This window comes from Enterobacter sp. SCRI0065, assembly GCF_059766475.1.
The window spans coordinates 881,259-907,313 of the sequence record NZ_JCBAJB010000001.1 but is presented as its reverse complement, the minus strand read 5'-3'; the positions used below and the strand labels follow the sequence as shown (position 1 = coordinate 907,313).

Here is a 26,055-nt window from a genome sequence, read left to right as displayed (position 1 = left end):
ATTAGAAACGAACCAGCGCAGAACCCCAGGTGAAACCGCCACCAAAGGCCTCAAGCAAGACCAGTTGGCCTCGTTTAATTCGTCCATCGCGTACCGCTTCATCAAATGCGCAAGGTACCGATGCCGCAGAAGTGTTGCCATGACGATCGAGCGTCACCACCACGTTATCCATCGACATACCCAGCTTTTTCGCCGTGGCGCTAATAATACGCAGGTTCGCCTGATGCGGAACCAGCCAGTCGAGCGCCGAGCGATCCAGATTGTTGGCTTCGAGCGTCTCATCAACAATGTGCGCCAGTTCGGTCACGGCCACTTTGAAGACTTCGTTGCCTGCCATTGTCAGGAAGATGGAGTTATCTGGGTTCACGCGATCGGCATTTGGCAGCGTCAGCAATTCGCCGTAGCTCCCGTCAGCATGCAAGTGCGTGGAGATGATGCCCTGCTCTTCTGACTGACCTAACAGTACAGCGCCAGCGCCATCACCAAAAATAATAATCGTGCCGCGATCTTCTGGGTTACAGGTGCGTGCAAGCACGTCTGCGCCAATCACCAGCGCATATTTAACGGCACCGGATTTCACATACTGATCGGCAATGCTCAGCGCATAGGTAAAACCTGCGCATGCAGCAGCAACGTCAAACGCCGGGCAGCCTTTAATACCCAACATGCCCTGAATCTGGCAGGCAGCGCTCGGGAACGCATGCGTTGAAGAGGTGGTCGCAACAACAATCAGACCAATATCTTCTTTATCAACGCCAGCCATGTCCAGAGCCTGGAGACCCGCTTCGTAACCCATCGTAGCAACAGTTTCGTTTGGCGCGGCGATGCGACGTTCACGGATACCTGTGCGCGTGACAATCCACTCGTCAGATGTATCTACCATTTTTTCCAGATCGGCGTTACTACGCACTTGTTTTGGCAGGAAACTGCCGGTACCTAAAATCTTCGTATACATGTACGCTCAGTCACTTTTTGCTAATACAGATTCCAGGCGAGCGGCAATCCGCTGGGGGACTTGTCGCTGCACCGCCTGCACTGCCTGTTCAATGGCGACGGCAAACGCTCGCTGATTGGCAGCACCATGACTCTTAATCACCGTGCCGCGCAATCCTAACAGACAGGCGCCATTATACTGGTCGGGGTTGAGGTGACTGAATCGCCGCATCAGGCTTTTTTGCACCCACCGCTTTAATAAAATCAGCCACCAGGACGTTTTTTTACCTTCATTCTGCGATTTGAGCAGCGAAAGGAACATCCTCACGACCCCTTCCATCGTTTTTAACGTCACGTTGCCAGTAAAACCATCACAAACCAGAACATCAGTCTTGCCGGTCAACAATTCATTGGCTTCAAGATAACCAATATAGTTGATCGAGGGTACGGATTTTAGCAATTCTGCTGCATCGCGAATGCTATCCAGACCCTTGGTCTCTTCTTCACCGATGTTAAGCAACGCCACGCGGGGATTTGGGATACCGACCACTTCTTCTGCCAGCACCGAGCCCATCACGGCAAACTGGGCCAACATCGTACTATCACAGTCGACGTTAGCCCCCAAATCAAGCACCACGGTTTTGCCCTTTTGTTGATGCGGCAGAACCGTCACCAGCGCAGGGCGCTCAATACCATCAATGGGTTTGAGCATTAATTTAGCCAGGCCCATCAACGCACCGGTATTACCGGCGCTGACGCAGGCCTCTGCCCGCCCTTCTTTTACCAATTCCAGCGCGATACGCATTGAGCTTCCGCGACTATTGCGGATCGCATGCGACGGCCGGGCATCACTGGCAATAACTGACTGCGCAGGAATAATCTGCAGACGCGAACGTTGTTCGAAGTCAGCTTTTGCGAGTAATGGCGTGATTGCGTCGGGATTGCCGACTAAAAGAAGTGTGAGTTGCGAATTAGAATTCAGTGCCTGCAATGCTGCAGGCACTGTCACGGAAGGCCCGAAATCTCCTCCCATGACATCTAACGCCAGGGTTAGACGTGTCAAGGTATCTTCGCTGCCTGGTTTGGTGTATTCCCCGCTTTCGCGGGGAAATCCTCACTAAGCCTCATCACGCTTTCGCGTGATTACTTAGTGATTACCTTGCGGCCACGGTAGAAACCGTCGGCAGTGATGTGGTGACGCAGGTGTTGCTCACCAGAAGTCTTGTCTACAGACAGGCTGGTAACTGCAGTCAGCGCGTCATGGGAACGACGCATGCCACGTTTGGAACGGGTTGGTTTGTTCTGTTGTACGGCCATGGACCTTACTCCTTAATTACTTACGCTTTAAACTGGCTAATACGGCAAATGGGTTTGGCTTTTGCGCTTCTTCAGGCAATTCACCAAAGACCATGTCCGCCTCGGACACTTCACAGTGTTCAGAATCATGCACCGGGACTACCGGCAAGGCGAGGATCACTTCATCCTCTACCACTGCAAGCAGATCGATTTCACCGAATTCGTTAACCTCAATCGGTTCATACGCTCCCGGGAGTGCCTCAGCCTGCTCGTCTGAACGAACCGGACTGAAACAATATGTTGTGTGGACATGACGTATGATCGGTTTCCCGCAACGCTGGCATTCGAGCGTTACCGTCACCTTTGCATCACCGGTTAAAACGGCAAGGCGCTGGTTATCGATAGCGAACGATATGGAGCATTCAATATCAGTGTCCACACTGACCACAGATGCGGCGATACGCTCAGCCTGATCACGAGTATAAATACCTTCGTAATCGAGGCGTTTTTGAGCCGTACGAACCGGATCAAGAGTCAGGGGTAATTTTACCTTTTGCATAGGGCGCGCATATTAACTTTGTAACGTCATAGAGTCAAAGAAAAAGGCAACCAGAGCTGCCTTTTGCCAATTATTCGCACACATTGCGGCCTGTAGTTTAAAATGGCTGGCATCGATACGCTATATCTGGTGATAAAAATATGCAAAATCTCATCCTTGCTTCCACTTCGCCCTACCGCCGAGCGCTGCTAGAGAAACTGGGCATACCGTTCGAATGCGCTGCACCTGTCACTGACGAAACGCCACAACCTGCTGAATCGCCACGCCATTTGGTTTTGCGTCTCGCGCAAGAAAAAGCACAAAGTCTTGCCAAACGTTATCCCAATCATCTGATTATAGGTTCTGATCAGGTGTGCGTATTGGATGGTGAAATCACCGGAAAGCCACACAGCGAGGAAAATGCGCGCCTGCAATTAATGAAAGCACGCGGTTCTATCGTGACCTTCTATACCGGATTGGCACTTTATAACTCCGCTACGGGCCATCTACAAACCGAGTGTGAACCCTTCGACGTGCACTTCCGCCATCTTAGCGAACAGGAAATTGATGATTACGTGCGTAAAGAGCGCCCGCTGAACTGCGCTGGCAGCTTTAAAAGTGAGGGGTTGGGCATCGCGTTATTTGAAAAGCTGGACGGTCGCGATCCTAATACGCTGGTCGGATTGCCGTTAATTGCCCTGTGCCAAATGCTACGCCGGGAAGATTTCAATCCGTTGATGGTCTGATGTGATAGGCCGGGTAAGCGCAATGTCACCCGGCCTGAGTTTACCCGCGTAAAACGTTAAGACAGCGCTTTAACTGTTTATCCAGTGGCGCTTCCACGCGCATGACTTCGCCCGTTCCAGGATGGGTGAATTTCAGTGCTGCGGCATGGAGAAACAGGCGAGATAACCCGGTTCTGGCCAGCTGCTTATCAAATTCACGATCGCCATAACGGTCGTCAAACGCAATCGGATGACCCGCATGTTGCGTGTGGACGCGAATCTGATGCGTACGCCCGGTCACCGGACTACAGCGTACGAGCGTGGCAAACTCGTAGCGCTCTTCCACTTTAAAACGCGTCTCCGAAGGCTTGCCTTCGCTGTTAACGCGCACAATACGCTCACCGCTTTGCAAAATATTTTTCAGCAAGGGTGCCTGCACGACTTTCACATGGGATTGCCATTGACCGCGCACTAACGCCAGATAATCTTTTTGCATGCCTTTTTCGCGCAACTGCTCGTGCAAAGAACGTAAAGCAGAACGTTTTTTTGCTACCAGCAATATGCCGGAAGTATCACGGTCAAGACGATGCACCAGCTCAAGGAAGCGGGCTTCCGGGCGCAACGCGCGAAGACCTTCGATAACGCCAAAGCTTAAACCACTGCCGCCATGCACCGCCGTGCCAGAGGGTTTATTCAGCACCAGAATATGATCGTCTTCATACAAGATGGCATCCGTTAGCGCAGCGACTTTGTTCAGATGCGGCGACACCGTCTCCTCTTCGCGTTCAGCAACACGGACTGGGGGGATACGCACTTCATCGCCTGCTTCCAGTTTGTACTCTGGCTTCACGCGTTTTTTGTTTACCCGCACCTCGCCCTTACGCAAGATGCGATAAATCATACTCTTTGGAACACCTTTTAAATGGGTGCGCAAAAAGTTGTCGATTCGTTGCCCCGCGTCATCATCTGCGATAGCAACCATTTTTACGGATGGAGTCTCTGTTTTCATGGTTGGCGATTCTAAATATCGTCACGCATTAGCGCCACTCATTTTTCTATGCTTATATTTACTTCTGCCCGGCTTGCTTTCTCTTTACGCAATCGATTTGGTGGTTTATGAATCAATCACCTCATCAGAAGTGAAGAAACTGTGAGTAACCGGGTGATAATTGGTAAAAGTCATCTTGCTATAACCGGGTTAGCAATGGAATAATGAAGTCGTTTTCCGTGTTAAATCCGGGTTTTGTAAGGATAACAACGGAATGACCCATTTTGTCTGACCGATCATCCACGCAGCAATGGCGTAAGACGTATTGATCTTTCAGACAGTTAGCGGGCTGCGGGTTGCAGTACTTACCGGTAAATGGAATCTTCTCTGGAGAGTGTTCCGAGGCTGTTCCCCTGATAATCGCGCGGTGTTTTCGTATGAAACACAGGCAACCGACACTTTGCGCCTCTTAAGCGAGCGACAACCGTGAGGTTGGCGACGTCAATAGTCACGAGGCCATCGGTTCATACCCCGGAAAGCGTCACCTTGCCCGCAGCTTAGTCGTCAATGTAAGAATAATGAGTAAGTTACGATGAAAAGAATGTTAATCAACGCAACTCAGCAAGAAGAGTTGCGTGTCGCCCTTGTGGATGGGCAGCGTCTGTACGATCTGGATATCGAAAGTCCTGGACACGAACAGAAAAAAGCGAACATTTACAAAGGTAAAATCACCCGCATTGAACCAAGTCTTGAAGCCGCTTTCGTCGATTATGGCGCTGAGCGTCACGGTTTCCTGCCTCTTAAAGAAATTGCCCGCGAATATTTCCCTTCTAACTACAACTCCCATGGTCGTCCGAACATCAAAGATGTGCTGCGCGAAGGCCAGGAAGTCATTGTTCAGATTGATAAAGAAGAACGCGGCAATAAAGGTGCTGCGCTAACTACCTTTATCAGCCTGGCGGGAAGCTATCTGGTACTGATGCCAAACAACCCGCGTGCGGGTGGTATCTCTCGCCGCATTGAAGGCGATGACCGTACCGAGCTGAAAGAAGCGTTGGCAAGCCTTGAACTCCCTGAAGGCATGGGCTTAATTGTCCGTACCGCAGGCGTAGGCAAATCTGCCGAAGCGTTGCAGTGGGACTTAGGGTTCCGTCTGAAGCACTGGGAAGCTATCCAGAAAGCAGCAGAAAACCGCCCTGCTCCGTTCCTGATTCACCAGGAAAGCAACGTTATCGTTCGTGCTTTCCGTGATTACCTGCGTCAGGACATTGGCGAAATTCTGATTGATAACCCGAAAGTGCTTGAGCTGGCTCGCCAGCATATCGCCGCATTGGGTCGTCCAGACTTCACCAGCAAAATCAAACTGTACACCGGCGAAATCCCGTTGTTCAGCCACTATCAAATTGAGTCGCAAATCGAATCTGCCTTCCAGCGTGAAGTGCGTCTTCCCTCTGGCGGCTCTATCGTTATCGATTCAACCGAAGCGCTGACCGCTATCGACATCAACTCCGCACGCGCAACCCGCGGCGGTGATATCGAAGAAACGGCCTTCAATACCAATCTGGAAGCAGCAGACGAGATTGCTCGTCAGTTACGTTTGCGTGACCTGGGTGGCTTGATCGTTATCGACTTTATCGACATGACGCCAGTACGCCACCAGCGTGCGGTTGAAAACCGTCTGCGTGAAGCCGTCCGTCAGGATCGCGCACGTATCCAGATCAGCCACATTTCTCGTTTTGGTCTGCTGGAAATGTCGCGTCAGCGTCTTAGCCCGTCACTGGGTGAATCCAGCCATCACGTTTGCCCGCGCTGTAGCGGTACTGGCACCGTGCGTGATAACGAATCTCTGTCGCTCTCAATCCTGCGCCTCATCGAAGAAGAAGCCCTGAAAGAGAACACCAAAGAAGTTCACGCCATCGTTCCGGTTCCTGTTGCATCCTACCTGCTGAACGAAAAACGTGCAGCAGTGAGTGCTATTGAAGCGCGTCAGGGTGGCGTGCGTTGTATCGTCGTGCCAAACGATCAGATGCAAACGCCGCACTACTCCGTACTGCGCGTGCGTAAAGGCGAAGAGACATCAACGCTCAGCTACCTGCTGCCTAAGCTGCATGAAGAAGAGATGGCAATGCCATCTGATGAAGAACCTGCTGAACGTAAACTTCCTGAGCAGCCTGCTCTGGCCACCTTCATAATGCCTGAAGCGCCACCAGAACCTGTTATTGAAAAAACAGCTACTAAACCTGTAGAGCAGAAAGCGCCAACGGGCGATAAACCAGGGTCGACTGAACCTGGTCTGCTGAGCCGTTTCTTTAGTGCGCTGAAGAAAATGTTCGCTGGTGAAGAAGTCCAACCGGAACAGCCGAAGGTTGTGCCGAAAGAAGAGAAACAAGAACGTCAGCAGGATCGCCGTAAGCGTCAGAACAATCGCCGCGATCGTAACGACCGTAATGACCGCCGTGACAACCGCGATAATCGTGACAATCGCGATAATCGTGACAACCGTTCGGACAATAACGAAGGTCGTGAAACACGCGAAGACAACCGTCGCAATCGTCGCGAAAAACCGCAGCAGAATGCGGAAAACCGCGAAGTTCGTCAACCGGTCAGCGATGCTGCTGAAAAACCGGCACAGCAAGACGAACAGCAACCGCGTCGTGAACGTAACCGTCGTCGTAACGATGATAAGCGTCAGGCACAACAGCCAGAAGTTAAGCCAGTTGTTCTTGAAGAGCAGCCAGAGCAGGAAATCGAACAGGAAGAACGTGTCCAGGTGATGCCGCGCCGTAAGCAGCGTCAACTGTCGCAGAAAGTCCGCTATGAATCAGAGCAGACTGAACAAGCGCCTGTCGAGATCCCTGAGCCTACGGTTCAAGTCGAGCAGAACAAGCAACTGGCGAAACTGGATCTGCCTGCTGTTGTTGAAACAGCACCTGAGCAGGACGACCACAGTGAAGCACGTGACAACAACGGAATGCCGCGTCGCTCCCGTCGTTCTCCACGTCATCTGCGCGTCAGCGGCCAGCGTCGTCGTCGTTATCGTGACGAGCGTTATCCGACCCAATCTCCAATGCCAATGACAGTGGCCTGCGCGTCACCAGAAATGGCATCGGGTAAAGTGTGGATCCGCTACCCTGTTGCTCGTGTTCAGGATCAGCCGTTTGAAGAGCTGAATAATGCTCCTGAGAACGTTGAGACTATTGCTGTTGCACCGGTAGACATCGCTGAGGCTGTTACCGTTGTTGAGCCGCAAGCTGTGGTCATTGAGCCGCAGGCGGTTGAAACGGTTGCGGTTGAAACCACGCATCCTGAAGTGATTGCTGCCCCGGTTGATGCTCAACCTGAGGTCATCGCACAGGAAGATACTGTCGTTGCTGAGAAAGTCGCTGAAGCGGCCGAGCCTGCTGCGCCGGTTGAAGCGGCAACGGAAGACGTTGTTGAAGCGATCGCTGAGGTTGAGGTTGAAGTTGAAGCTGTACCACAAGCCGAAACAGAAACTGAAGAGCCCGCCCCGGTCGTTGTCGAGCAACTGGAGCCGGAAGTGAAGCCGCAGCCTGTCATTGCAGCAGTCGTTGAAAGACATAACGCGACAGCACCGATGACGCGTGCGCCAGCCCCGGAATACGAGCCAGAAACCCCGCGTCAAAGCGACTGGGTACGCCCTGCGTTCGATTTCGACGGCAAAGGTTCAGCGGGTGGTCACAGTGCAACGCATCAGGCGACTGCACCAGCAACCCGTCCTCAACCAGCTGAGTAAATCACTGGCATAGTGAAAAGCCGACCTAAATGGTCGGCTTTTTTATTATGGCCTCTCCGGCTTTCGCATTCCGGATATTTGCGGCATCACCTCTCGCATCATCTCCAGAAACCGCCGTAATCGCGCGGGATAATAGCGAGACCACGGATAAACAAGATGCACCGGTAGCGGCGCGGGCTGCCATTCAGGTAACACGTGCACCAGCCTGCCTTCACGGATATCCTCCTCTACCGTCCAGCTTGATACTGCCGCCACGCCGAGCCCTGTCAGGGCCGTGTTTCGTGCGACATACAAACTGTCAGTACTCAAACGAGGCGAAATCGCCACGCGCTCGGGCTGCAATGAGGCATCCTCGAACAGATCGATATGCTGGCGATAAAACGTATTGAGTGCAATCCACGGCAGTGCGTTCAGATCCTGTGGGTGGATGATAGGGGCAAATTGCGATAACAACGCGGGCGAGGCCACGACGCAGCGCGGGACTTCCGCCAGCAATACCGAAACGGTAGCGGGATCGATCTCGGCTCCTACGCGGATCGCGCAGTCAATGTTATCGCTAAGAAAATCGACCGATTTATCATTAAGCATCCATTCGACGCTAAGATTCGGATAACGTTGTAAAAAGTGCGTCAGCGGTGAAAGAAGCTGTTCCTGGCCGAAAGCATGCGGCGCGCGCACGCGAAGCGTTCCGACCGGCTCCTCTTCCGACTTTCCTACCTCATCTTCAAGCGCCAGCCAGCTGTCAATCACACGCCTGGCGTGCTGATAGCAACGTTCACCGTCATCCGTTAGCTTCGTGGCGTGTGTGGTTCTCAGCAACAAACGTACGTCGAGTAATGACTCAAGAGACTGTAAACGTCGGCTGACCGTCGCCTGTGTCGTATTCATTTGTCTTGCCGCTGCCGACAATGACCCGGATTCCACGATACGAACAAATGTCCGCATCAGTTCCACCCTGTCTATACGCTCGGTTCTTTTCATTTTTATCATTGCTATACGTTTAACGTATAGGCGTTTTACCATCTCGCTGGCTACCGGAACAAGGTGAAATGCGAAAAAATAGCCTTACTCCAAGAATGAGGCATACCTAATGAACACACACACATCCACTCAGGCCGTTAGCCGTTGGGTCATTTTCATCCTCGCCATGGGGGCGGGATTCAGCGTGGCATCCATTTATTACGCTCAACCCCTTTTACCGTTAATGGGCGCGGATCTGCATCTGGGCATCGAAGGCATGGGCCTGGTCCCTACGCTTACCCAGGCGGGCTATGCTCTCGGTATTCTGTTCCTGTTACCGCTCGGGGACCGTCACGATCGCCGAACGTTGATTCTGATAAAAAGCGCTGCGCTGTCCCTGTTTCTGCTGGGCTGTAGCCTGACCGGTCAGCTTCACGCTCTGCTGCTGGCAAGTTTACTGATCGGTATGGCGGCAACAATGGCGCAGGATATCGTTCCGGCTGCGGCCATCCTTGCTCCTGAAGGACAGCAGGGCAAAACCGTTGGAACGGTGATGACCGGTTTGCTGCTGGGGATTTTACTTTCTCGTACCGTTAGCGGCGTCGTGGGCGAAGCGTTTGGCTGGCGCGTGATGTATCAACTGGCCGCGGTCAGTATTGCGTTCATCGGTGTGGTGATGTGGGCTGTTTTACCGCGCTTCGCGGTTCATTCCACGCTGAGCTATCCGGCACTCATGCGTTCAATGGAGCATCTGTGGCGTCGCTATCCTGCGCTGCGTCGCGCCGCGCTGGCTCAGGGTTTCCTGTCTATTGCTTTTAGCGCGTTCTGGTCCACCCTGGCGGTGATGCTGCTCGAACGTTATCACCTCGGCAGCGCCGTCGCAGGCGCATTCGGCATCGCCGGTGCGGCTGGTGCGCTCGCGGCCCCTCTGGCCGGTGGGTTGGCCGATAAACTGGGCGCAGGTAAAGTCACGCAGATGGGTGCGGCTCTGGTCACCGTTTCGTTCGCCCTGATGTTTTTGATGCCCGCTCTGGGAACTCACGGGCAGTTAATGTTGATAGCGCTTTCGGCGGTGGGATTTGATCTTGGCCTGCAATCCAGCCTGGTCGCACATCAAAATCTGGTTTATAGCCTGGAGCCGCAGGCTCGTGGACGCCTTAACGCCCTGCTCTTTACCATGGTTTTCATTGGCATGGCATTGGGCTCAGCGCTGGGAAGCAAAGTGTATACGCTGATAGGCTGGCCTGGCGTGGTCATGCTTGCCACAGTGTGTGGTGCCATTGCCCTGATGATTCGATTCATTGAAAGCGCACGCGTTTCGAATGCCGAAGCGCAAAATATCTAAAAAAAAGCCCAATCCGGAACCCGGATTGGGCAGACAAAACATATCCAGTTTCCAGACATGTTCTAAGAGGTCAAATTTGTTACTTATTAAGCTGGAACAGAGACATACCCTGCATGTCGGTGAAGGCTTTATAAGATGCCTGCAACGCAGCTTGTTGCATTGTGTAAGACGAGATCACTTCGTTCCAGTCAACGTCAACCAGATCGCTCATTTGCTGAGTCAGACCAAGCGAGCGGTCATCTCCCAATGCATCCAGTTTATCCAGCTCGTTCAATTTAGTTCCCAGGTCGGCACGAACGGTCAGCACGTTATCCAGAGAATTACGCAAGCCCCGGTTGGCCTGATCGATACTGGCGGTAAACGCATCGGCTTTAGTCTGATCGCCTTCGACAGGCACATTGAGCGCCGCGATTGCACTATCCAGAATTTTAAACAGATTCGATTCACCCATCGTGCCGTCAGGTTCAGCAGTAGCATTACTGGTAAAATTGTCAAAAACAGAATCACCCGTATGGCTAACCTGCATATTACGCGCGGAGTCAACCTGCTGGGTAATGGGTTTATCGCCACCAATATAGTTGCCCGTGGTCGCATCAAACGCCGCGGCCTCGGTTTTAAAACCAGCAAAAATAGAGCGTCCGTTACCGTCGGTGCTGTTTGCCAGGTTCATCAGCTGATCGCGAATACCCTGCAAATCGGTTGCCAGAGAAGCACGGTCATCATCGCTCAACGTTCCATTACCCGCGTTAACGATTTTTTCCTGGGCACTTTGAATGGCCGTCGTCACCTGCTTCAGCACGTTCTCTTCCAGCGATACTTTCGTGGTGGCAAAGGTACGCGCCAGTTCAAACTGGCTATTTTGCGCCTGAGCCTGAGAAAGCACTACCGACTGTGACGCCGCGATAGGATCATCAGACGGGCGGTTCACACGCTGACCGGTGGACATCTGCTCGCCCAAAGACATCCATTTACTCTGAGAGTCAGTGATGCCACGCATATTCTGCTGATACATCATTTGAGTACTAATACGCATTGTTCACCCCGTCCTTAACGAATGTTGATGAGCGCATCAAACAGCGTGCTTGCCGTCTGCAGCACCTGCGCATTCGCCAGGTAGTACTGTTGATAACGCTGCAAGTTGCCATACTCTTCGTCGAGATTAACCCCGGAGATGGATTGCTGTTGGTTAGTTAACTGCGTCACCACGTTATCTTTGGTTGCGCTACTGGTTTTCAATGAGGCGGTCGTGCTGCCCACGGTACTGACCAGAGAAGCATATGCATCGTTAAAGGTTTTATTGCCGCCAACCACTTTGCTGCTTTGCAGATCCAGCAAAGCCTTACCGTTCGTGTTGTCGCTTTCGCCGCTATCCGCAGCAGAAGCCATCGCCAGTTTGGATTCGTCGCTGATCGCCACATCCATATTGACGATAACGTCGACAACGGGCTTAACCGTAAAGCTGTCTTTGGTATTCGCACCCGCGCTGACGTTGACCTTCAAACCATCGAAAGTCATATCGCCGTTGCCATCGGGAACGACGTCAAAACTGGTCTTGTCAGAAAGACGGGTCACCGTCCAGCCCGTCGCACTTTTTTCAAGCTTATAATCGGTCGCCTGAACTTTGCTGCTATCGGTTACCGTCGCGGTGACAGAGGCAGTACCGCTGTTTTTGGTATTACTGACCACAGCTGGAGAACCAAAGTCGAACAATGCTTTACCCTGATCGCCATTCGCATCAAAGCCCTGCACGTGCTGCTTGTTCATCGCATCAGCAAAGGAGAGCGCGAGCTGGTTTAGCGTATTACGTGCTTTATCCAGGTCTTGCGTACGGAAAGAGATCAACCCGCCCAGAGAACCGGTAGTCAGCTGTTTTTCCGGAATTTCAATATTCCCACTGACGTTATCCACATACGCGACGGTCGTACGAGAAGGATCGGCGCTGGATTTCACGGCGGCCAACTCGCTGGCAGAACTGCCCTGAACCAGAGAATAGCCATTCGCGATAGAAATGTTGTATGTGCCGCTGTCCTGTACGGACACTTCCACACCCACAATTTTGTTCAACTCGCTCACCAGCTGATCGCGTTGATCGAGCAGGTTATTCGGTGACGTACCCGCGCCCACGCCGGTCAGACGTGAAATCTGATCGTTGAGATTAGCAATCTGCTTCGCGTAAGCGTTAATTTGATCGACGCTGGTCGAAATAGCGGTGTTGACCTGCGAATCCTGGTCACGCAGATACTGGTCAGTCGTCTTAAATTGATTGACCAGACCGTCGGCTTTGCCCAACACCGTCTGGCGAGCCGCAGGATCTTCTGCATTGCTCACCAGCGTTTGCAGGCTAGTGAAGAAGCCCTGTAGCGTGGTAGAAAGCGAGTTGGTCTTATCAGACAGCACGTCGTCAATTTTTGACATCTGCTGATAACGTGTCGTCAGCCCGCTGCTCTGGGTCTGCGCTGCGCGCAGCTGATTGGTGATGAACGAATCATACTCACGCTGTACGCCTGAAACGTACACGCCGTTGCCAACCCAACCGCCGCCTGTCAACGTACTGTTCGATGCACCTAGCACCGTGGTCTGGCGCGTATACCCTGCCACGTTATAACTGGAAATATTGTTACTGACAGTATTCAGTGCCGACTGCGCCGCACTGAGGCCACTCATGGCGCTGTTAATCAAACTGGACATTGAGGTTCCTTTTAAACTTTCAGACACGAGTCCTGATAAGGATTATCGACAGCGGTAGCACAAACTTGAGTCTTTAGAACAGATTTTCGAGATCGGTGCTGTAGGCCTTACTGACCTTCTCACCCATTGCCTTAAGTTGTTGAATCATGCTGGTCAGCTTGCGGGCATATTGAGGGTCAGTGGCATAGCCTGCATTTTGCAGTGCCTGAGCGCCCTGCTCTGGCGTCGATGCCTGTGTCACCGCGGCATAGCGCGGGTTTCGGCTTAACAGGCCGACATAATCTGACAGCGCTTCCAGATAGGAGCTGTACACGCGGAATTTGGCCTTAACCTTAACGGCAGCGCCATTTTCATACTCCGTCGTGGTGATTTCTGTCGTCGGCCCTTTCCAGCCTGACGACGCTTTAACACCAAAAATGTTAAAGCTCGGATCGCCATTTTCACGTCGAATTTGTCGCTGACCCCACCCCGATTCCAGCGCCGCCTGCGCCAGAATAAGATGATGCGGAACGCCGCTTTGCTCACTCGCAAGACGTGCGGGCAGCGAAAGCTGCGCCAGAAAATCTTTGCTGTCGCCGGACAGCGGCTCATCGTTGCTTTCCGCTGGCTTCGGCATCGCCTTGCGAACCATTTGCGTCAGCGCCTGATTCTGATAGCTGGCCACCGTCTCGAGGTCAAACTTCATCGGCACCTGCTGCGGCTGGTCTTCAGGCGGCACACCTTGTGCCGCCTGCATCTGTTTGACGATCATCTCGGCAAGGCCAAGGCCTTTACCTGATGTCATCTGCTGCGCAATCTGCTGGTCATACATGCTGGTGTAGAGTCGCGTAGAATCACTGCTGAACATGCCATCTTTCGGCAGCGCCTCGCGCATGCTTTTCAGCATCATCTGCACAAACATCCCTTCCACCTGACGGGCGACCGGGCGGAGGTTTGCCGCCGGGTCTTTACCTGCTTTGGTTTTCAGTTCATTGAGCGACTGGGCATCCCATGCCGCGCTTGTCATCAGCTTGCTATCGCCCAGCATTAGATGATTTCCAGTTTGGCGCGCAGGCATCCCGCGCTTTGCATGGATTGCAGAATCGACATCAAATCCATCGGCGTCGCGCCCAGCGCATTCAGCGCCCGAACGACGTTGTTCAGATTCGCGCTCGACCGTACGCTTTGCAGCGAGCCGCCGCTTTGACGGAGATCGATCTGGGTCTGCGGGGTCACAACCGTCTGCCCGCCACCAAACGGCGTATCCGGCTGGCTTACGTTAGCAGAACGGTTCACGCTGATAGACAGATTGCCCTGAGCCACCGCACAGCTGTCCAGTGTCACCTCACGGTTCATGACCACAGAACCTGTACGTGAGTTGATGATAACTTTGGCATCCTGGAGCGGAACGTTGATTTCCATATTCTGGATATCGGCCAGCATACGCACCTGGTTACTGCCACCGCTGGAGGTTTTAATCTGCACGGTACGCGCATCCAGCGCCGTGGCGCTGCCAAACCCACGGCTGCGGTTGATGGTATCGGCAATCTGCTGCGCCATCGTGAAGTCATCGTTGTTCAGCTGCAGGTTAATGGTATTGCCTGTACCAAACTGGGTCGGTAACTCACGTTCAATGATGGCACCATTGGTGATACGCCCGCCGTTCAGCTGGTTCACCTGCACGCTGCTGCCACCCGCGGAAGCCCCTGCACCGCCGACCAGAATGTTACCCTGGGCCAGTGCATAAACCTGGCTATCTACCCCTTTTAAAGGGGTCATCAGCAGCGTACCACCGCGCAGGCTTTTGGCATTACCCATGGAAGACACCACCACGTCAATGGTTTGCCCCTGACGCGAAAACGCTGGATAGGATGCGGTGACCATGACTGCCGCCACGTTTTTCAGCTGCATGTTGGTCCCGGTTGGTACGGTGATACCGAGCTGGGAAAGCATGTTGTTCAAGCTTTGCGTCGTGAACGGCGTCTGGGTCGTCTGGTCACCCGTGCCGTCCAGCCCCACTACCAGGCCATAACCAATCAAGGAGTTTTCTCGTACGCCCTGTACGCTGGTGAGATCGCGAATACGGTCAGCCTGGGCGTAGGTTGCCAGCAGGACCAACGCCACTGCGAAGATGGATTTAAACATGGTTCACCTCGCTTACATCGGCGATAGATTAAGGAAGAAGCGCTGCAACCAACCCATATTCTGCGCTTCGTTGATGTAGCCGTTGCCGACGTACTCAATGCGCGCATCCGCCACCTGAGTGGACGGTACGGTGTTGGTGCCACTGATGGTGCGAGGGTTAACCACACCGGAGAAGCGAATGAATTCAGTGCCCTGGTTGATGGCGATCTGTTTTTCACCCACTACGTGTAAATTGCCGTTCGCCAGTACCTGGTCAACGGTGACCGTCAGCGTACCGCTAAAGGTGTTGCTGGCATTCGCGCCGCCTTTACCATTAAAGGTATTGCCGCCAGAGGCTTCCACATCGGCGCGGGCATTGCCAAACAGCCCTTGCAGATAACGCGGAACCGTATCGAAGCCAAAGTTAGTTTTGCCATCGCGGCTGGCATTCGCAGAGGAACTTTTGCTCGCGCTGACGTTTTCTTGCAGCACGATAGTTAACGTATCGCCAATGTTACGTGGGCGACGGTCTTCAAACAGCGGCTGATAACCATAGTTGATCGGCTGCGCGGTCTGGAAAATTGAGCCGTTTACCACAGGCGCCGGGCCTGGAACGGGTTGGGCGGTAGTCGCACCCTGCACCAAAGGTTTTGACGGGATCAAGGCGCAACCGCTGAGGGTAACGGCCAGAACAGTCACTATCGGATAACGAATCGCCGCGTTTTTTTGCATTGCCTTTATCTTCGAAAACAGGGAGCCGGTGCGGCGATTACCGCACCGGGCTACACCTTAAAGTTGCGTCAGTTTTTGCAGCATCTGGTCGGTCGTCGACACTGCTTTACTGTTAATTTCATACGCGCGCTGAACCTGGATCATATTCACCAGCTCTTCTGCCACGTTGACGTTAGAGGTTTCGACATACCCCTGATACAGCAAGCCTGCACCGTTCAAACCTGGGGTGCTTTCGTTCGGCGCACCGGAGGACTGTGTTTCGATGTACAGGTTCTCACCGATACTTTCCAGACCGGTGTCGTTCATGAAGGTGGTCAGGTTAAGCTGCCCAACCTGGACAGGCGCGGCCTGGCCCTGTTGCGTCACGCTGACCACACCATCACGCCCAATCGTAATGCTCAGGGAGTTCGCCGGAACGGTAATCGCAGGCTGCACCTGGAAACCGCCCGCCGTGACCAGTTGACCATTCTGATCGACCTGGAAAGAGCCATCGCGAGTATAGGCAGAAGTGCCGTCAGGCAACTGCACCTGGAAGAACCCCTGGCCTTTGATCGCCACGTCTTTGCTGTTGTTGGTCTGAGACAGGTTGCCCTGGCTGTGCAGACGCTCGGTCGCCACCGGGCGTACGCCGGTACCAATTTGCAGGCCTGAAGGCAGCGTGGTCTGCTCAGAGGACTGAGCCCCTGGCTGACGGATGGTTTGGTACAGTAAATCTTCGAAGACGGCGCGCTGGCGCTTAAAACCATTGGTGCTGACGTTCGCCAGGTTGTTGGCGATGACGTCCATATTGGTTTGCTGCGCGTCGAGACCCGTTTTCGCAATCCATAAAGAACTGATCATAATTAGTCCTGTTAACTCATAGCCAGCAGTTGGTTAGCTTTCGCCGCGTTTTCATCCACGCCGGTAATCACCTTCATCTGCATCTCAAAACGCCGGGCGCTGGCGATCATGTCGGTCATTGCTTCAACCGGCTTGACGTTACTGCCTTCCAGCACGCCAGACATCACACGAATGCTCGGGTCAGCCTGTAGGGTTGCGCCACGCGTAGTCTGTGCCGCCTGGGTCAGACGGAACATCCCATCATCACCACGCATCACTTCTTTGCCTTCGGCTTTGACCAGTTTCAGACGGCCTACAGGTGCCACGGTATTCGGTGGATCGCCTGGATTCAGTGCCGAAATGGTCCCGTCTGCGGCGATGGTGATTTCCGAACCTTCTGGCACCGTCAGTGGACCTGCTTCACCAATCACAGGATGTCCCTGAATCGTTAACTGGCCCGCAGCATCAACCTGAATGTTACCGTTACGGGTATAACCTTCGGAGCCGTCAGCGGTTTGCACCGCCAGCCAACCATCCTGCTGAAGGGCAACATCCAGCGGGCGAGAGGTGTAGTCCATCTGACCTGGGGTCATATCGGCACCGGGCGTAGAGGCAATAACCAGCGTACGCGTCGGTAAGGTCAGCCCTTCGACCGGTACGGCGCGCAGAGCATTAAGCTGCGCACGAAAGCCCGGCGTAGAGGCGTTTGCCAGGTTGCTGGCGGTGACCGCCTGCTGATTCATCGTCTGACTGGCTGCACCCATCGCGGTGTATATTGCGTGATCCATGACAACATCCCGTTAAACGATTAACGCAGGTTAACCAGCGTGTTGAGGATCTGATCCTGGGTTTTGATGGTCTGCGCGTTCGACTGATAGTTACGCTGTGCGACGATCATGTTTACCAGCTCTTTGCTCAGGTCAACGTTAGAGGCTTCCAGCGCGCCGTTAGTCAACGAACCGAAGTTACCGGTGCCCGCCGTACCCAGCAGCGCTACGCCAGAGGACTGCGTTGCAGACCAGACGTTGTCACCTTCAGATTGCAGACCTTCGTTGTTGGCGAAGTTCGCCATCACGATCTGGCCCAGAACCTGATTCTGCTCGTTCGAGTAGTTACCCACTACAGTGCCATCGTCGTTAATCTGATAGCTCACCAGGTCACCCGGCTTGTAACCGTTTTGATTGGTCGCCACCACGTTGTTTGCGCCGGTGTTCTGCTGCATTGAGTTCTGGAAGCTCAGGGAGAACGTTGCCGCAGTTGCACCACTCACGGCACCCGTGGTGATGTTGATAGCGGGAGTGGCGTTCGCGGTTGTGCTCAGCACACCAGCGCCATTGTAGTTATATATGCCTGCCAGATTACCGTTATTATCAAAACTCATCTGCGCGGCTTTTGTCGCCGTGGAGTTTGCTACGCTGCCATCCTGGGTATAAAGATCCCATTTGTTGTCTGCTGTTTTCACATAGTAGACATACATGTTATGGGCGTTACCCTGGGTGTCGAAGACGGTGACGGTCCCTTTTTTGTTGTAGGTATCCGTGTTAGTCGCATCGAAAGCGGCGGTCTGCACATCATCCGTGGAGTTCAGGTTGATCTGCTGGGTCGCAGTGGTGGTCGCTTTTGCCGCCATCAGCGTGTTCGGGATGGTAATTGCCTGCGGGTTGGCACCGGTCTGAATCGTCGGTGGTGTACCTGCCGTCGGGTAACCCGTCAACTGCAAACCCTGCATGTTAACCAGAGTACGGTTTTCGTCCAGTTTGAACTGACCGTTACGGCTGTAAAACACGGAGCCGTTGCTATCGGTCATACGGAAGAAACCATTCTGGCTGATCGCCACGTCCAGACCACGACCGGTGTTGGTGGTGGTGCCATCGGTAAAGTCCTGAGTGATACCCGCGACTTTAACGCCCAGGCCCACTTTGGAACCGGCAAACATATCGGCAAAAGAAGCAGAACCCGATTTGAAACCATAGGTCGCGGAGTTGGCAATGTTGTTGCCAATAACGTCCAGGTTGGTGGCCGCAGCATTCAGGCCGCTGACCGCTTGAGAAAAGGCCATGACTTACTCCTGATAAATTAAATAATTTGGCGAACTTCGTCGAGTGTGGTGGTACCAGAAGTACCCAAGTCCAGTTTGTTACCGTCGCTGCTGCGAATCACGCCCTGAACCAGTGCGAACTGCAGTGGTTGAGCCACCAGCTGATTCGTACCGCTGCTAGCGGAAATCGCCACTTTATAAGAACCATTTGGCGCAGTGGTCCCGTCAGTAAGCGAACCATCCCAGGTAAAGGTATGAACGCCCGCTTTCAGCTCACCAATATCAATGGTGCGCACCACGGTGCCGTCTTTATTGGTGATCGTTGCCGTCACTTTGTCCGCCGCCTGCTGCAGTTCAACGCCAAACGGGGTCGTGGTGGTAGTGCTGGAACCATCGGTGGTGCTGGTCCCTGCCAAAATGGTGGTACCTGGAATCATCACGCCGTGGCCAATCAGATTACTGGCCTGTAGGGACTGGCTATTGTCGATTTGGCCCGACACCGCACCCAGTGTGGTATTAAGCTTCTCGATGCCGCTAACGGTACTGATCTGCGCAAGCTGCGTAGTCAGTTCGTTGTTCTGCATCGGGTTAGTCGGATCCTGGTTCTTAAGCTGGGCAACCAGCAGCGTTAAAAAGCTGCCTTGCAGGTCGGATGCACTGTTTCCGGTCAGGGAGCTGGAGCCGGTTGAGGTGCTAGTGTTACTGACGCCGGTGTTAGTCCGGTCGTTCACATTGACGGCAATGGACATACGTGTCTCCTTTACTGGCCGAGAGTGAGCGTTTTGAGCATCATGCTCTTGACGGTATTAAGCACTTCGACGTTTGCCTGATAGCTGCGGGATGCTGACATGGTGTTCACCATTTCGCCTACCACGTCGACGTTCGGCATCTTCACGTAGCCGCTCGCATCGGCCAGCGGGTTGCCGGGTTCGTACACCAGTTTGTCCGGTGCCTGGCTCTCTACCACATCGGAGACTTTCACGCCGCCCGTTGCCGCTCCCGGCGCAGCATTGACCTGAAAGACCACCTGTTTTGCACGGTATGGCTGACCATCTGGTCCGGTTACGCTGTCGGCGTTGGCCAGGTTACTGGCGGCGACGTTCAGACGTTGGGACTGTGCGGTGAGTGCCGAACCGGCGATATCGAAGATATTGAGTAAGGCCATAACTTAGTTGCCACCCTGCAGAACGGTCTGCATGCCTTTAATTTGTCCACCGAGAACCGTCAGCCCCATCTGATACTGCAGGCTGTTGTCGGCAAACTGGGTTCGCTCCCGGTCCATATCGACGGTATTGCCGTCAAGGGATGGCTGATCGGGGATGCGGTAAAGTAAATCGGTAGACGGCGCAGTCATCGTCTGGGCGGGAATATGGCGTGAAGACGTCAGCGTCAGAGCGACACCCGTACCTTCGGCTCTTCCACGCTCCATCACTTTTTTAAGTTCACTGGAAAAATCAATATCGCGCGCCTGATACCCGGGGGTATCCGCGTTCGCGATATTGGCGGACAGAATCTCCTGCCGCTGGGCGCGCAGGTTGAGCGCTTCCTGTTGAAAACGTAACGAGGCGTCGAGTTTATCGAGCATGTCTCCTCCGCTGAAGGCGAAATTTCAGCAGGTAGCTTAAATCTCAACCCGTGTGCGTTATCGACGGAATAAGCGCAAAATGCGTCGCTATTTATTGCGTTGATGAGATTCCACTACGGGTAGAATCCTGTTAAATCCAGAAACCGCGGGAATTTGAGATGCTGACGTTTAAAAATGCCCTTGCTGCAACCCTACTGTTTTTAAGCCCTTTCGCTCACGCCGAGGATCTTAATACTCAGTTGACGGCATTTTTCGCGCAGCGTCTTGCAGGATTTAGCGATGAGGTCACGGTCAAAGTCCGTACACAGCCGAACCTTCTCCCTTCCTGCGAGCAGCCCTCGTTCAGCGTGAGCGGTAATACCAGTCTGTGGGGCAACGTCAACGTCCTGGCGCGCTGTGCCAATGAAAAACGCTATTTACAGGTTGCGGTGCAGGCGACGGGCAATTATGTTGTCGCCGCGCAATCTATTGCTCGCGGCACTATTTTACAACCTGGCAGCGTGGCGCTTAAACGCGGTCGTTTAGACCAACTTCCGCCGCGGACTATGCTGGATATTAACCAGGCTCAAGATTCCGTCAGCTTGCGCGATCTGGCACCGGGTCAAGCGGTACAACTGTCCATGCTTCGCCAGGCATGGCGTGTTAAAGCGGGACAGCGCGTCATGGTGATTGCCAACGGTGATGGCTTTAGCGTGAATGGCGAAGGCAAAGCGCTGAACAACGCTGCCGTGGCCCAAAATGCCCGCGTAAGAATGTCCTCAGGCCAGGTGGTGAGTGGGACGGTCGGTTCTGATGGGAATATTCTGATTAACCTATAATCTTTTTAAAGATTTCGCGGCGACTGCCGATAAATAATCAACAAATGATGATGTCAGGCGCCAACGCCGCGAACCCTCTATGAGGACAATACAATGAGCATTGATCGTACATCGCCCCTAAAACCGGTTAGCACTGTACAACCTCGTGAAACGAACGATATCCCAGCGCCGAAAACGCGTCTGGAAAAATCGTCTACAGCGAACAGTACCAGCGTCACGCTCAGTGATGCACAGTCCAAACTGATGCAACCTGGCACCAACGACATCAATATGGAACGCGTTGAAGCGCTGAAAACCGCCATTCGTAACGGCGAGTTGAAAATGGACACCAGCAAAATTGCTGATGCGCTGATCCAGGAAACAAAAAGTTTCTTAACTGAGTAAATAACCGTATGAGTCGACTGTCAGAAATACTGGATCAAATGACGGTAGTCCTGAACGACCTGAAGACGGTAATGGATGCCGAGCAACAACAGTTGTCCGTGGGTCATGTCAGCGGCAGCGCTTTACAGCGTATTACTGAAGATAAAAGCTCGCTGCTGGCAACCCTGGATTACCTGGAGCAACAACGTCGTGCGGAGCAAGACCCGCGACCCAGCGCCAATGGCGATATCGTCCAGCGCTGGCAGGTTATTACGGAAAAAACTCAGCATCTTCGCGATCTTAACCAGCACAACGGCTGGTTGCTGGAAGGACAAATTGAGCGTAACCAGCAGGCCATTGAGGTGTTAAAACCCCATCAGGAACCTGGGCTGTATGGCGCAAATGGTCAGACATCCAGTTCGCGTAGCGGCGGGAAGAAGATTTCAATTTAATTGCTAACGCGATTAGAGAGGTTATGGGGAGCACCATCTGGTGACTCCCCTTCAGTTGTTTATGCAGTACGGCGAGCGAACTCTTTCACTTTAAAACCTAACGCGGCAAGCGTCGCGAAATAAGCCACAATCCCCACTGCCACAACCGCCATCAGCCGCAGCAGACGATACAGCATCGTACCTTGCGACCATTCCGGCATGACGTACATCATCCCTACCAGCGCAGCAGCCATCACGACCACAGCGATAACCAAACGAACCAGGAAGCTCATCCAGCCCGGTTGCGGGGTAAAAATCTTTTGCTTACGCAACTGCCAGTACAGTAACCCGGCATTCAGGCATGCGCCCAGACCAATCGACAGGGATAACCCGGCATGCTTCAGCGGACCGATAAACACCAGGTTCATCAGCTGCGTCACAATAAGCGTCACGATGGCAATTTTGACCGGCGTTTTAATGTCCTGGCGAGAATAGAACCCAGGTGCCAGCACCTTCACCACAATTAAACCCATCAGCCCCACGGAATAAGCCACCAGCGCGCGCTGGGTCATCAAGGCGTCAAAGGCGCTAAATTTGCCGTACTGGAAAAGTGAAACCGTCAGCGGCTTGGCCAAAATGCCTAACGCAACGGCGCTGGGTAACGCCAGCAGAAAACACAAACGTAAACCCCAATCCATCAGGCGGCAGTATTCATCGTGATTGCCGCTGGCAAAGCTTCGCGACAGCGACGGCAGCAATATCGTCCCCAGCGCCACGCCCAGTACGCCCGAGGGGAACTCCATCAATCGGTCAGCGTAGTACATCCAGGACACCGAACCCGACACCAGGAAGGAGGCGAAGATGGTATTGATGATAAGCGAGATCTGACTAACGGACACCCCAAGGATAGCGGGCCCCATCTGCTTGATGACTCGCATAGCACCCGCGTCACGGAAATTAATTCGCGGCAAAACCAACATCCCAATCTTCTTGAGATGCGGCAGTTGATAGGCCAGCTGTAATACGCCGCCAACGGTCACCGCCCACGCCAGCGCCAGCACCGGAGGGTTAAAATGCGGAGCCGCAAACAGGGCAAACCCTATCATGCTGACGTTTAAAAACGTTGGCGCAAAGGCGGGCACCGAAAAACGGTTCCAGGTATTCAGGATTGCCCCGACCAGCGAAGCCAGTGAGATCAGCAGAATATACGGAAAGGTAATACGCAGAAGTTGCGACGTGAGGGCAAATTTATCGGCTGAATCAGCAAATCCCGGTGCCGTGACCATGATAACCCAGGGTGCCGCCAGCATCCCCACCACCGTCACTATCGCCAGTGCAAGCGTCAACAGGCCCGAGACATACGAAACGAACACGCGAGTGGCATCTTCGCCCTGCTTACTTTTGTACTCTGCCAGAATAGGCACAAATGCCTGAGAAAATGCGCCTTCAGCAAAAATACGGCGTAGCAGGTTGGGTAATTTGAATGCCACAAAGAAGGCGTCAGTGGCCATACCTGCGCCAAAAACTCTTGCCACAATCGCGTCGCGCGCAAAACCCAGCACGCGAGAAAACATGGTCATCGAGCTGACTGCCGCCAGCGATTTTAATAAGTTCATTAACGTGAATTTCCACAACCACACGGCAAAACGCCTGCAATGCAGGCGTTAAAAGAAGCGCTTAGTCTACCCATATTTAAGCGAATTACTATCGGCAGATGTTACGGCCGGTTATTCGCTCATCGCCTCTCGCCACAGCTTTTCGACGACACGCTGGGCCATAATTGCCTGCTCGCCGGCCGTTTCAGGAACTGTCTGATTTTGCACACATTCAATAAAATGACGAACGCAGCCAACGAAACCGCGTTGCTCCAGAGTACTTTGCCATCCCGGAATCGGGCGAACGATCACCCCTTCTCCTTTTTCTTCGCGCCATTCGCGCATATCGGTGACATCGTATAACGCGCCGTCCGTGACCGCCTGGACCACTTCACGCTGGCTACCCGCCCGTCGATGCATGCTGGTTGTCACCTGCAAATGGTCAACCCCAAAATGGTGCTCGGCATAGACCATTTCACCTTGATCGTTCGTTTGTAAGGTACCACTTTTGAGCTGCGCGCTCCCACCAGACAGCCATAGCGCGGTATCCACCACGTGGAGATAGTCGTCCAGCAGGGTAAAGCGCAGATCGTTAGGGCCAATGCTGTCGGTACGATGTTTATCCATTCGCAACGAGACGGCACCGCCGAGCTGGGCTTTTAAATCTTGATAGCGCGGAGCGAAACGGCGGTTAAAACCCACCATCAGCGTCAAATTCCTGCGCTCGGCCAGTTCAATTAACCGTTCAGCGTCTTGCACGTTTTCAGCCAGCGGTTTATCCACACAAACGTGGACGCCCGCGTTCAGTAACGCAGTGACAACCTGGTAATGTGTCGATGTAGAGGTGTGCACAAAGACCGCATCGCACTCGCGAGCCAGATCGAGCAGCGACGCCGCATAGGGCATTCGCCACGTTTCGCAGATCTGCAACGCCTTCGCGCGGGTGGGCGACCATGCGCAGTGCAGCGTCCAGTCGGTTGCTGCGCCCAATACCGGCAGCCAGGCTTTTTGGGCTATACCACCAAGCCCGACAACGCCAACACGTAGTTTTGTCACGGTTAATCTCCTAAATGCGCGAGTAAAGCATCCAGACGCTGCTTTAGCTCTGCAACGTCGTTTTCCAGCGCCTCGACGCGCGCAGCCAGCGCGGGGGCATTCTCGGGAGTCGTCGCCTCGGCCTCACTCACCAGCGTTTCAACATCGCCGCTGAAAAGGTGCATAAAGCGGCTTTCGCGTTTACCTGGCTCACGGGCCAGGCGCAGGACAAAAGGTCCATCTTCCCGACTGGCAAGCGCCTCTAACGTCTGCTCGACCTCCTGCATATCACTGAACTCGTGCATTCTGGAAGCCCGAGAGCGCAATTCTCCCGGCGTTTGTGCGCCCCGCAGCAGCAAGGTGGTGATAATCGCGACTTCGGCGGCGTTGAGCTTCAGCGCGCCAAACTCGGAATTACAAAAACGTTGTTCATACTTAGTGACGCGATTCCCGAACCCGCTGACGGTGCGCAGATAGTGTCGTTTAACCAGCGCGTCCAGTTGTTCCTGCACGTCATGCTCGCTGAGATTCACTACTGGCTCACGATTTGATTTTTGGTTACACGCCATCGTCACCGCATTGACCGAAAGGGGATATTGCTCTGGCGTGGTGACCTGTTTTTCCAGCAGGCAGCCAATAACGCGCGCTTCGGTGGCAGTTAACTGATAGTTCATCTTTTCTCCTTAACGACCTGCGGTCCATTCTTTGGTGATTAACGCCGTCAGCACGTGGTCACGCCATTCGCCGTCGATGAGAAGGTAATCTTTGGCATAACCTTCTTTTTCAAATCCAAGCCGCGTCAGCAAATCGCCGCTACGCTGATTGTGCGGCATATAATTAGCCATAATGCGATGGATATGCTGCGTACGCTGCATATAGCGTATCGCCGACGTCAGCGCCTCAAACATTAAGCCCTGCCCTTGCCATTTTTGACCTATCGAATAGCCCAGATAGCAGGCGTGAAACGATCCGCGCACCACGTTAGAAAAGTTGGCGATACCGATAATTTCTTTTTCCTCAGGATCCAGCAGCGCAAAATAATAGGCGGTCCCTTGCTTATGGAATTCTGCGATCATGTTGAGTCGAGCCTGCCAGCCAGAAGGATAGCAGTGGCTCTCGTCGCGCACGGGTTCCCAGGGTTTTAAAAACTGGCGATTCTCGGCGTAATAATCCGCCAGACGCCAGGCATCACGCTCATGCACCAGACGAACGACCAGTCTGTCTGTTGTCAGGCGTACTTTTGGCACATTATTGCGATAGCCAAACATCGATACCACTCCTTCCCGTCACTTCTGTTCTACCCGTTATC

27 protein-coding genes are annotated in these 26,055 nt (G+C 53.5%); 6 read left to right on the top strand and 21 right to left on the bottom strand.

Annotation, left to right across the window (positions count from 1 at the left end; translation table 11 throughout):
* Position 1 precedes the first annotated feature (1 nt).
* The 4 genes from AC6EMZ_RS04370 to yceD all read right to left on the bottom strand — a co-directional run bounded on the left by AC6EMZ_RS04370 (position 2) and on the right by yceD (position 2,788).
* Complete coding sequence (locus tag AC6EMZ_RS04370; protein ID WP_498401168.1) at positions 2-955, bottom strand: beta-ketoacyl-ACP synthase III; 954 nt, start codon at positions 953-955, stop codon at positions 2-4.
* Positions 956-961: 6 nt separating this feature from the next.
* Positions 962-1,996 (bottom strand): phosphate acyltransferase PlsX, encoded by a 1,035-nt coding sequence (gene plsX, locus AC6EMZ_RS04365; RefSeq protein ID WP_498401167.1) that lies wholly within the window; start codon positions 1,994-1,996, stop codon positions 962-964.
* A gap of 80 nt (positions 1,997-2,076) precedes the next feature.
* Complete coding sequence (gene rpmF, locus AC6EMZ_RS04360; RefSeq protein WP_106992734.1) at positions 2,077-2,250, bottom strand: 50S ribosomal protein L32; 174 nt, start codon at positions 2,248-2,250, stop codon at positions 2,077-2,079.
* A gap of 16 nt (positions 2,251-2,266) precedes the next feature.
* Positions 2,267-2,788, bottom strand: coding sequence for a 23S rRNA accumulation protein YceD (yceD, locus tag AC6EMZ_RS04355; protein ID WP_498401166.1), 522 nt, complete (start codon positions 2,786-2,788; stop codon positions 2,267-2,269).
* 140 nt (positions 2,789-2,928) lie between these two features.
* Between yceD and AC6EMZ_RS04350 the strand changes: the two genes are divergently transcribed.
* A complete protein-coding gene (locus tag AC6EMZ_RS04350; RefSeq protein WP_498401165.1) occupies positions 2,929-3,513 on the top strand; it encodes a Maf family protein in 585 nt (194 codons plus the stop codon).
* A 40-nt stretch (positions 3,514-3,553) separates the two neighbouring features.
* Here AC6EMZ_RS04350 and rluC read toward each other — a convergent pair whose 3' ends face one another.
* Complete coding sequence (rluC, locus tag AC6EMZ_RS04345) at positions 3,554-4,501, bottom strand: 23S rRNA pseudouridine(955/2504/2580) synthase RluC (RefSeq protein ID WP_498401164.1); 948 nt, start codon at positions 4,499-4,501, stop codon at positions 3,554-3,556.
* Between the two features lie 571 nt (positions 4,502-5,072).
* Between rluC and rne the strand changes: the two genes are divergently transcribed.
* Positions 5,073-8,234 carry a ribonuclease E gene (gene rne / locus AC6EMZ_RS04340; protein ID WP_498401163.1) on the top strand — a complete coding sequence of 1,054 codons (3,162 nt, stop codon included), beginning with the start codon at positions 5,073-5,075 and terminating at the stop codon, positions 8,232-8,234.
* Between the two features lie 45 nt (positions 8,235-8,279).
* Here rne and AC6EMZ_RS04335 read toward each other — a convergent pair whose 3' ends face one another.
* Positions 8,280-9,257, bottom strand: a complete 978-nt coding sequence (locus tag AC6EMZ_RS04335; RefSeq protein ID WP_498401162.1) for a LysR family transcriptional regulator — start codon at positions 9,255-9,257, stop codon at positions 8,280-8,282.
* 67 nt (positions 9,258-9,324) lie between these two features.
* Between AC6EMZ_RS04335 and AC6EMZ_RS04330 the strand changes: the two genes are divergently transcribed.
* Entirely contained in the window at positions 9,325-10,539 is a 1,215-nt protein-coding gene (locus AC6EMZ_RS04330; RefSeq protein ID WP_498401161.1) for an MFS transporter, read from the top strand.
* 79 nt (positions 10,540-10,618) lie between these two features.
* On the opposite strand, the gene flgL is transcribed toward AC6EMZ_RS04330, so the two are convergent.
* From flgL to flgB, 11 genes are all read right to left on the bottom strand, one after another.
* Positions 10,619-11,572: a flagellar hook-associated protein FlgL gene (gene flgL / locus AC6EMZ_RS04325; RefSeq protein WP_498401160.1), complete on the bottom strand. Its 954-nt coding sequence runs from the start codon at positions 11,570-11,572 to the stop codon at positions 10,619-10,621.
* Positions 11,573-11,586: 14 nt separating this feature from the next.
* On the bottom strand, positions 11,587-13,227 hold the full coding sequence (flgK, locus tag AC6EMZ_RS04320; RefSeq protein WP_498401159.1) for a flagellar hook-associated protein FlgK: 1,641 nt from the start codon (positions 13,225-13,227) through the stop codon (positions 11,587-11,589).
* A gap of 73 nt (positions 13,228-13,300) precedes the next feature.
* Entirely contained in the window at positions 13,301-14,254 is a 954-nt protein-coding gene (flgJ, locus tag AC6EMZ_RS04315; RefSeq protein WP_498401158.1) for a flagellar assembly peptidoglycan hydrolase FlgJ, read from the bottom strand.
* Positions 14,254-15,351 (bottom strand): flagellar basal body P-ring protein FlgI, encoded by a 1,098-nt coding sequence (locus AC6EMZ_RS04310; RefSeq protein ID WP_498401157.1) that lies wholly within the window; start codon positions 15,349-15,351, stop codon positions 14,254-14,256. The genes flgJ and AC6EMZ_RS04310 overlap by 1 nt, the downstream gene beginning before the upstream one ends.
* 12 nt (positions 15,352-15,363) lie before the next feature.
* Positions 15,364-16,062, bottom strand: coding sequence for a flagellar basal body L-ring protein FlgH (flgH, locus tag AC6EMZ_RS04305; protein WP_498401156.1), 699 nt, complete (start codon positions 16,060-16,062; stop codon positions 15,364-15,366).
* A 57-nt stretch (positions 16,063-16,119) separates the two neighbouring features.
* Entirely contained in the window at positions 16,120-16,902 is a 783-nt protein-coding gene (gene flgG / locus AC6EMZ_RS04300) for a flagellar basal-body rod protein FlgG (protein WP_498401154.1), read from the bottom strand.
* Positions 16,903-16,913: 11 nt separating this feature from the next.
* On the bottom strand, positions 16,914-17,669 hold the full coding sequence (locus tag AC6EMZ_RS04295; RefSeq protein ID WP_498401153.1) for a flagellar basal body rod protein FlgF: 756 nt from the start codon (positions 17,667-17,669) through the stop codon (positions 16,914-16,916).
* A gap of 20 nt (positions 17,670-17,689) precedes the next feature.
* Complete coding sequence (gene flgE / locus AC6EMZ_RS04290; RefSeq protein ID WP_498401152.1) at positions 17,690-18,940, bottom strand: flagellar hook protein FlgE; 1,251 nt, start codon at positions 18,938-18,940, stop codon at positions 17,690-17,692.
* A 17-nt stretch (positions 18,941-18,957) separates the two neighbouring features.
* Positions 18,958-19,668, bottom strand: coding sequence for a flagellar hook assembly protein FlgD (flgD, locus tag AC6EMZ_RS04285; protein WP_498401151.1), 711 nt, complete (start codon positions 19,666-19,668; stop codon positions 18,958-18,960).
* 11 nt (positions 19,669-19,679) lie between these two features.
* Positions 19,680-20,084: a flagellar basal body rod protein FlgC gene (gene flgC, locus AC6EMZ_RS04280; protein ID WP_498401150.1), complete on the bottom strand. Its 405-nt coding sequence runs from the start codon at positions 20,082-20,084 to the stop codon at positions 19,680-19,682.
* 3 nt (positions 20,085-20,087) lie between these two features.
* On the bottom strand, positions 20,088-20,504 hold the full coding sequence (flgB, locus tag AC6EMZ_RS04275; protein ID WP_498401149.1) for a flagellar basal body rod protein FlgB: 417 nt from the start codon (positions 20,502-20,504) through the stop codon (positions 20,088-20,090).
* A gap of 158 nt (positions 20,505-20,662) precedes the next feature.
* Here flgB and flgA point away from each other — a divergent pair, with 158 nt between their 5' ends.
* The 3 genes from flgA (at position 20,663) to flgN (ending at position 22,137) form a co-directional block, all read left to right on the top strand.
* Positions 20,663-21,322, top strand: coding sequence for a flagellar basal body P-ring formation chaperone FlgA (gene flgA, locus AC6EMZ_RS04270; RefSeq protein WP_498401148.1), 660 nt, complete (start codon positions 20,663-20,665; stop codon positions 21,320-21,322).
* 93 nt (positions 21,323-21,415) lie between these two features.
* The gene (flgM, locus tag AC6EMZ_RS04265) at positions 21,416-21,706 is read left to right on the top strand and encodes a flagellar biosynthesis anti-sigma factor FlgM (protein ID WP_498401147.1); all 291 of its coding nucleotides are present in this window, start codon (positions 21,416-21,418) and stop codon (positions 21,704-21,706) included.
* Positions 21,707-21,714: 8 nt separating this feature from the next.
* The gene (flgN, locus tag AC6EMZ_RS04260; RefSeq protein WP_498401146.1) at positions 21,715-22,137 is read left to right on the top strand and encodes a flagella biosynthesis chaperone FlgN; all 423 of its coding nucleotides are present in this window, start codon (positions 21,715-21,717) and stop codon (positions 22,135-22,137) included.
* A 59-nt stretch (positions 22,138-22,196) separates the two neighbouring features.
* On the opposite strand, the gene murJ is transcribed toward flgN, so the two are convergent.
* The 4 genes from murJ to rimJ form a co-directional block, all read right to left on the bottom strand.
* The gene (murJ, locus tag AC6EMZ_RS04255; protein ID WP_498401145.1) at positions 22,197-23,732 is read right to left on the bottom strand and encodes a murein biosynthesis integral membrane protein MurJ; all 1,536 of its coding nucleotides are present in this window, start codon (positions 23,730-23,732) and stop codon (positions 22,197-22,199) included.
* A 111-nt stretch (positions 23,733-23,843) separates the two neighbouring features.
* Positions 23,844-24,767 (bottom strand): Gfo/Idh/MocA family protein, encoded by a 924-nt coding sequence (locus AC6EMZ_RS04250; RefSeq protein WP_498401144.1) that lies wholly within the window; start codon positions 24,765-24,767, stop codon positions 23,844-23,846.
* A gap of 2 nt (positions 24,768-24,769) precedes the next feature.
* A complete protein-coding gene (locus AC6EMZ_RS04245; RefSeq protein WP_498401143.1) occupies positions 24,770-25,420 on the bottom strand; it encodes a YceH family protein in 651 nt (216 codons plus the stop codon).
* Positions 25,421-25,429: 9 nt separating this feature from the next.
* Entirely contained in the window at positions 25,430-26,014 is a 585-nt protein-coding gene (gene rimJ, locus AC6EMZ_RS04240) for a ribosomal protein S5-alanine N-acetyltransferase (RefSeq protein WP_498401142.1), read from the bottom strand.
* Positions 26,015-26,055: the final 41 nt, after the last annotated feature.

Coding starts and splice junctions, on each gene's coding strand:
- AC6EMZ_RS04350 (WP_498401165.1), top strand. CDS start 2,929: ATGCAAAATCTCATCCTTGCTTCCACTTCGCCCTACCGCCGAGCGCTG.
- flgJ (WP_498401158.1), bottom strand. CDS start 14,254: ATGCTGGGCGATAGCAAGCTGATGACAAGCGCGGCATGGGATGCCCAG.
- yceD (WP_498401166.1), bottom strand. CDS start 2,788: ATGCAAAAGGTAAAATTACCCCTGACTCTTGATCCGGTTCGTACGGCT.
- rluC (WP_498401164.1), bottom strand. CDS start 4,501: ATGAAAACAGAGACTCCATCCGTAAAAATGGTTGCTATCGCAGATGAT.
- AC6EMZ_RS04335 (WP_498401162.1), bottom strand. CDS start 9,257: ATGGTAAAACGCCTATACGTTAAACGTATAGCAATGATAAAAATGAAA.
- flgA (WP_498401148.1), top strand. CDS start 20,663: ATGCTGACGTTTAAAAATGCCCTTGCTGCAACCCTACTGTTTTTAAGC.
- flgN (WP_498401146.1), top strand. CDS start 21,715: ATGAGTCGACTGTCAGAAATACTGGATCAAATGACGGTAGTCCTGAAC.
- flgH (WP_498401156.1), bottom strand. CDS start 16,062: ATGCAAAAAAACGCGGCGATTCGTTATCCGATAGTGACTGTTCTGGCC.
- AC6EMZ_RS04245 (WP_498401143.1), bottom strand. CDS start 25,420: ATGAACTATCAGTTAACTGCCACCGAAGCGCGCGTTATTGGCTGCCTG.
- flgK (WP_498401159.1), bottom strand. CDS start 13,227: ATGTCCAGTTTGATTAACAGCGCCATGAGTGGCCTCAGTGCGGCGCAG.
- rpmF (WP_106992734.1), bottom strand. CDS start 2,250: ATGGCCGTACAACAGAACAAACCAACCCGTTCCAAACGTGGCATGCGT.
- flgM (WP_498401147.1), top strand. CDS start 21,416: ATGAGCATTGATCGTACATCGCCCCTAAAACCGGTTAGCACTGTACAA.
- AC6EMZ_RS04295 (WP_498401153.1), bottom strand. CDS start 17,669: ATGGATCACGCAATATACACCGCGATGGGTGCAGCCAGTCAGACGATG.
- AC6EMZ_RS04330 (WP_498401161.1), top strand. CDS start 9,325: ATGAACACACACACATCCACTCAGGCCGTTAGCCGTTGGGTCATTTTC.
- rimJ (WP_498401142.1), bottom strand. CDS start 26,014: ATGTTTGGCTATCGCAATAATGTGCCAAAAGTACGCCTGACAACAGAC.
- flgB (WP_498401149.1), bottom strand. CDS start 20,504: ATGCTCGATAAACTCGACGCCTCGTTACGTTTTCAACAGGAAGCGCTC.
- flgL (WP_498401160.1), bottom strand. CDS start 11,572: ATGCGTATTAGTACTCAAATGATGTATCAGCAGAATATGCGTGGCATC.
- murJ (WP_498401145.1), bottom strand. CDS start 23,732: ATGAACTTATTAAAATCGCTGGCGGCAGTCAGCTCGATGACCATGTTT.
- flgG (WP_498401154.1), bottom strand. CDS start 16,902: ATGATCAGTTCTTTATGGATTGCGAAAACGGGTCTCGACGCGCAGCAA.
- rne (WP_498401163.1), top strand. CDS start 5,073: ATGAAAAGAATGTTAATCAACGCAACTCAGCAAGAAGAGTTGCGTGTC.
- AC6EMZ_RS04370 (WP_498401168.1), bottom strand. CDS start 955: ATGTATACGAAGATTTTAGGTACCGGCAGTTTCCTGCCAAAACAAGTG.
- flgC (WP_498401150.1), bottom strand. CDS start 20,084: ATGGCCTTACTCAATATCTTCGATATCGCCGGTTCGGCACTCACCGCA.
- flgE (WP_498401152.1), bottom strand. CDS start 18,940: ATGGCCTTTTCTCAAGCGGTCAGCGGCCTGAATGCTGCGGCCACCAAC.
- AC6EMZ_RS04310 (WP_498401157.1), bottom strand. CDS start 15,351: ATGTTTAAATCCATCTTCGCAGTGGCGTTGGTCCTGCTGGCAACCTAC.
- flgD (WP_498401151.1), bottom strand. CDS start 19,668: ATGTCCATTGCCGTCAATGTGAACGACCGGACTAACACCGGCGTCAGT.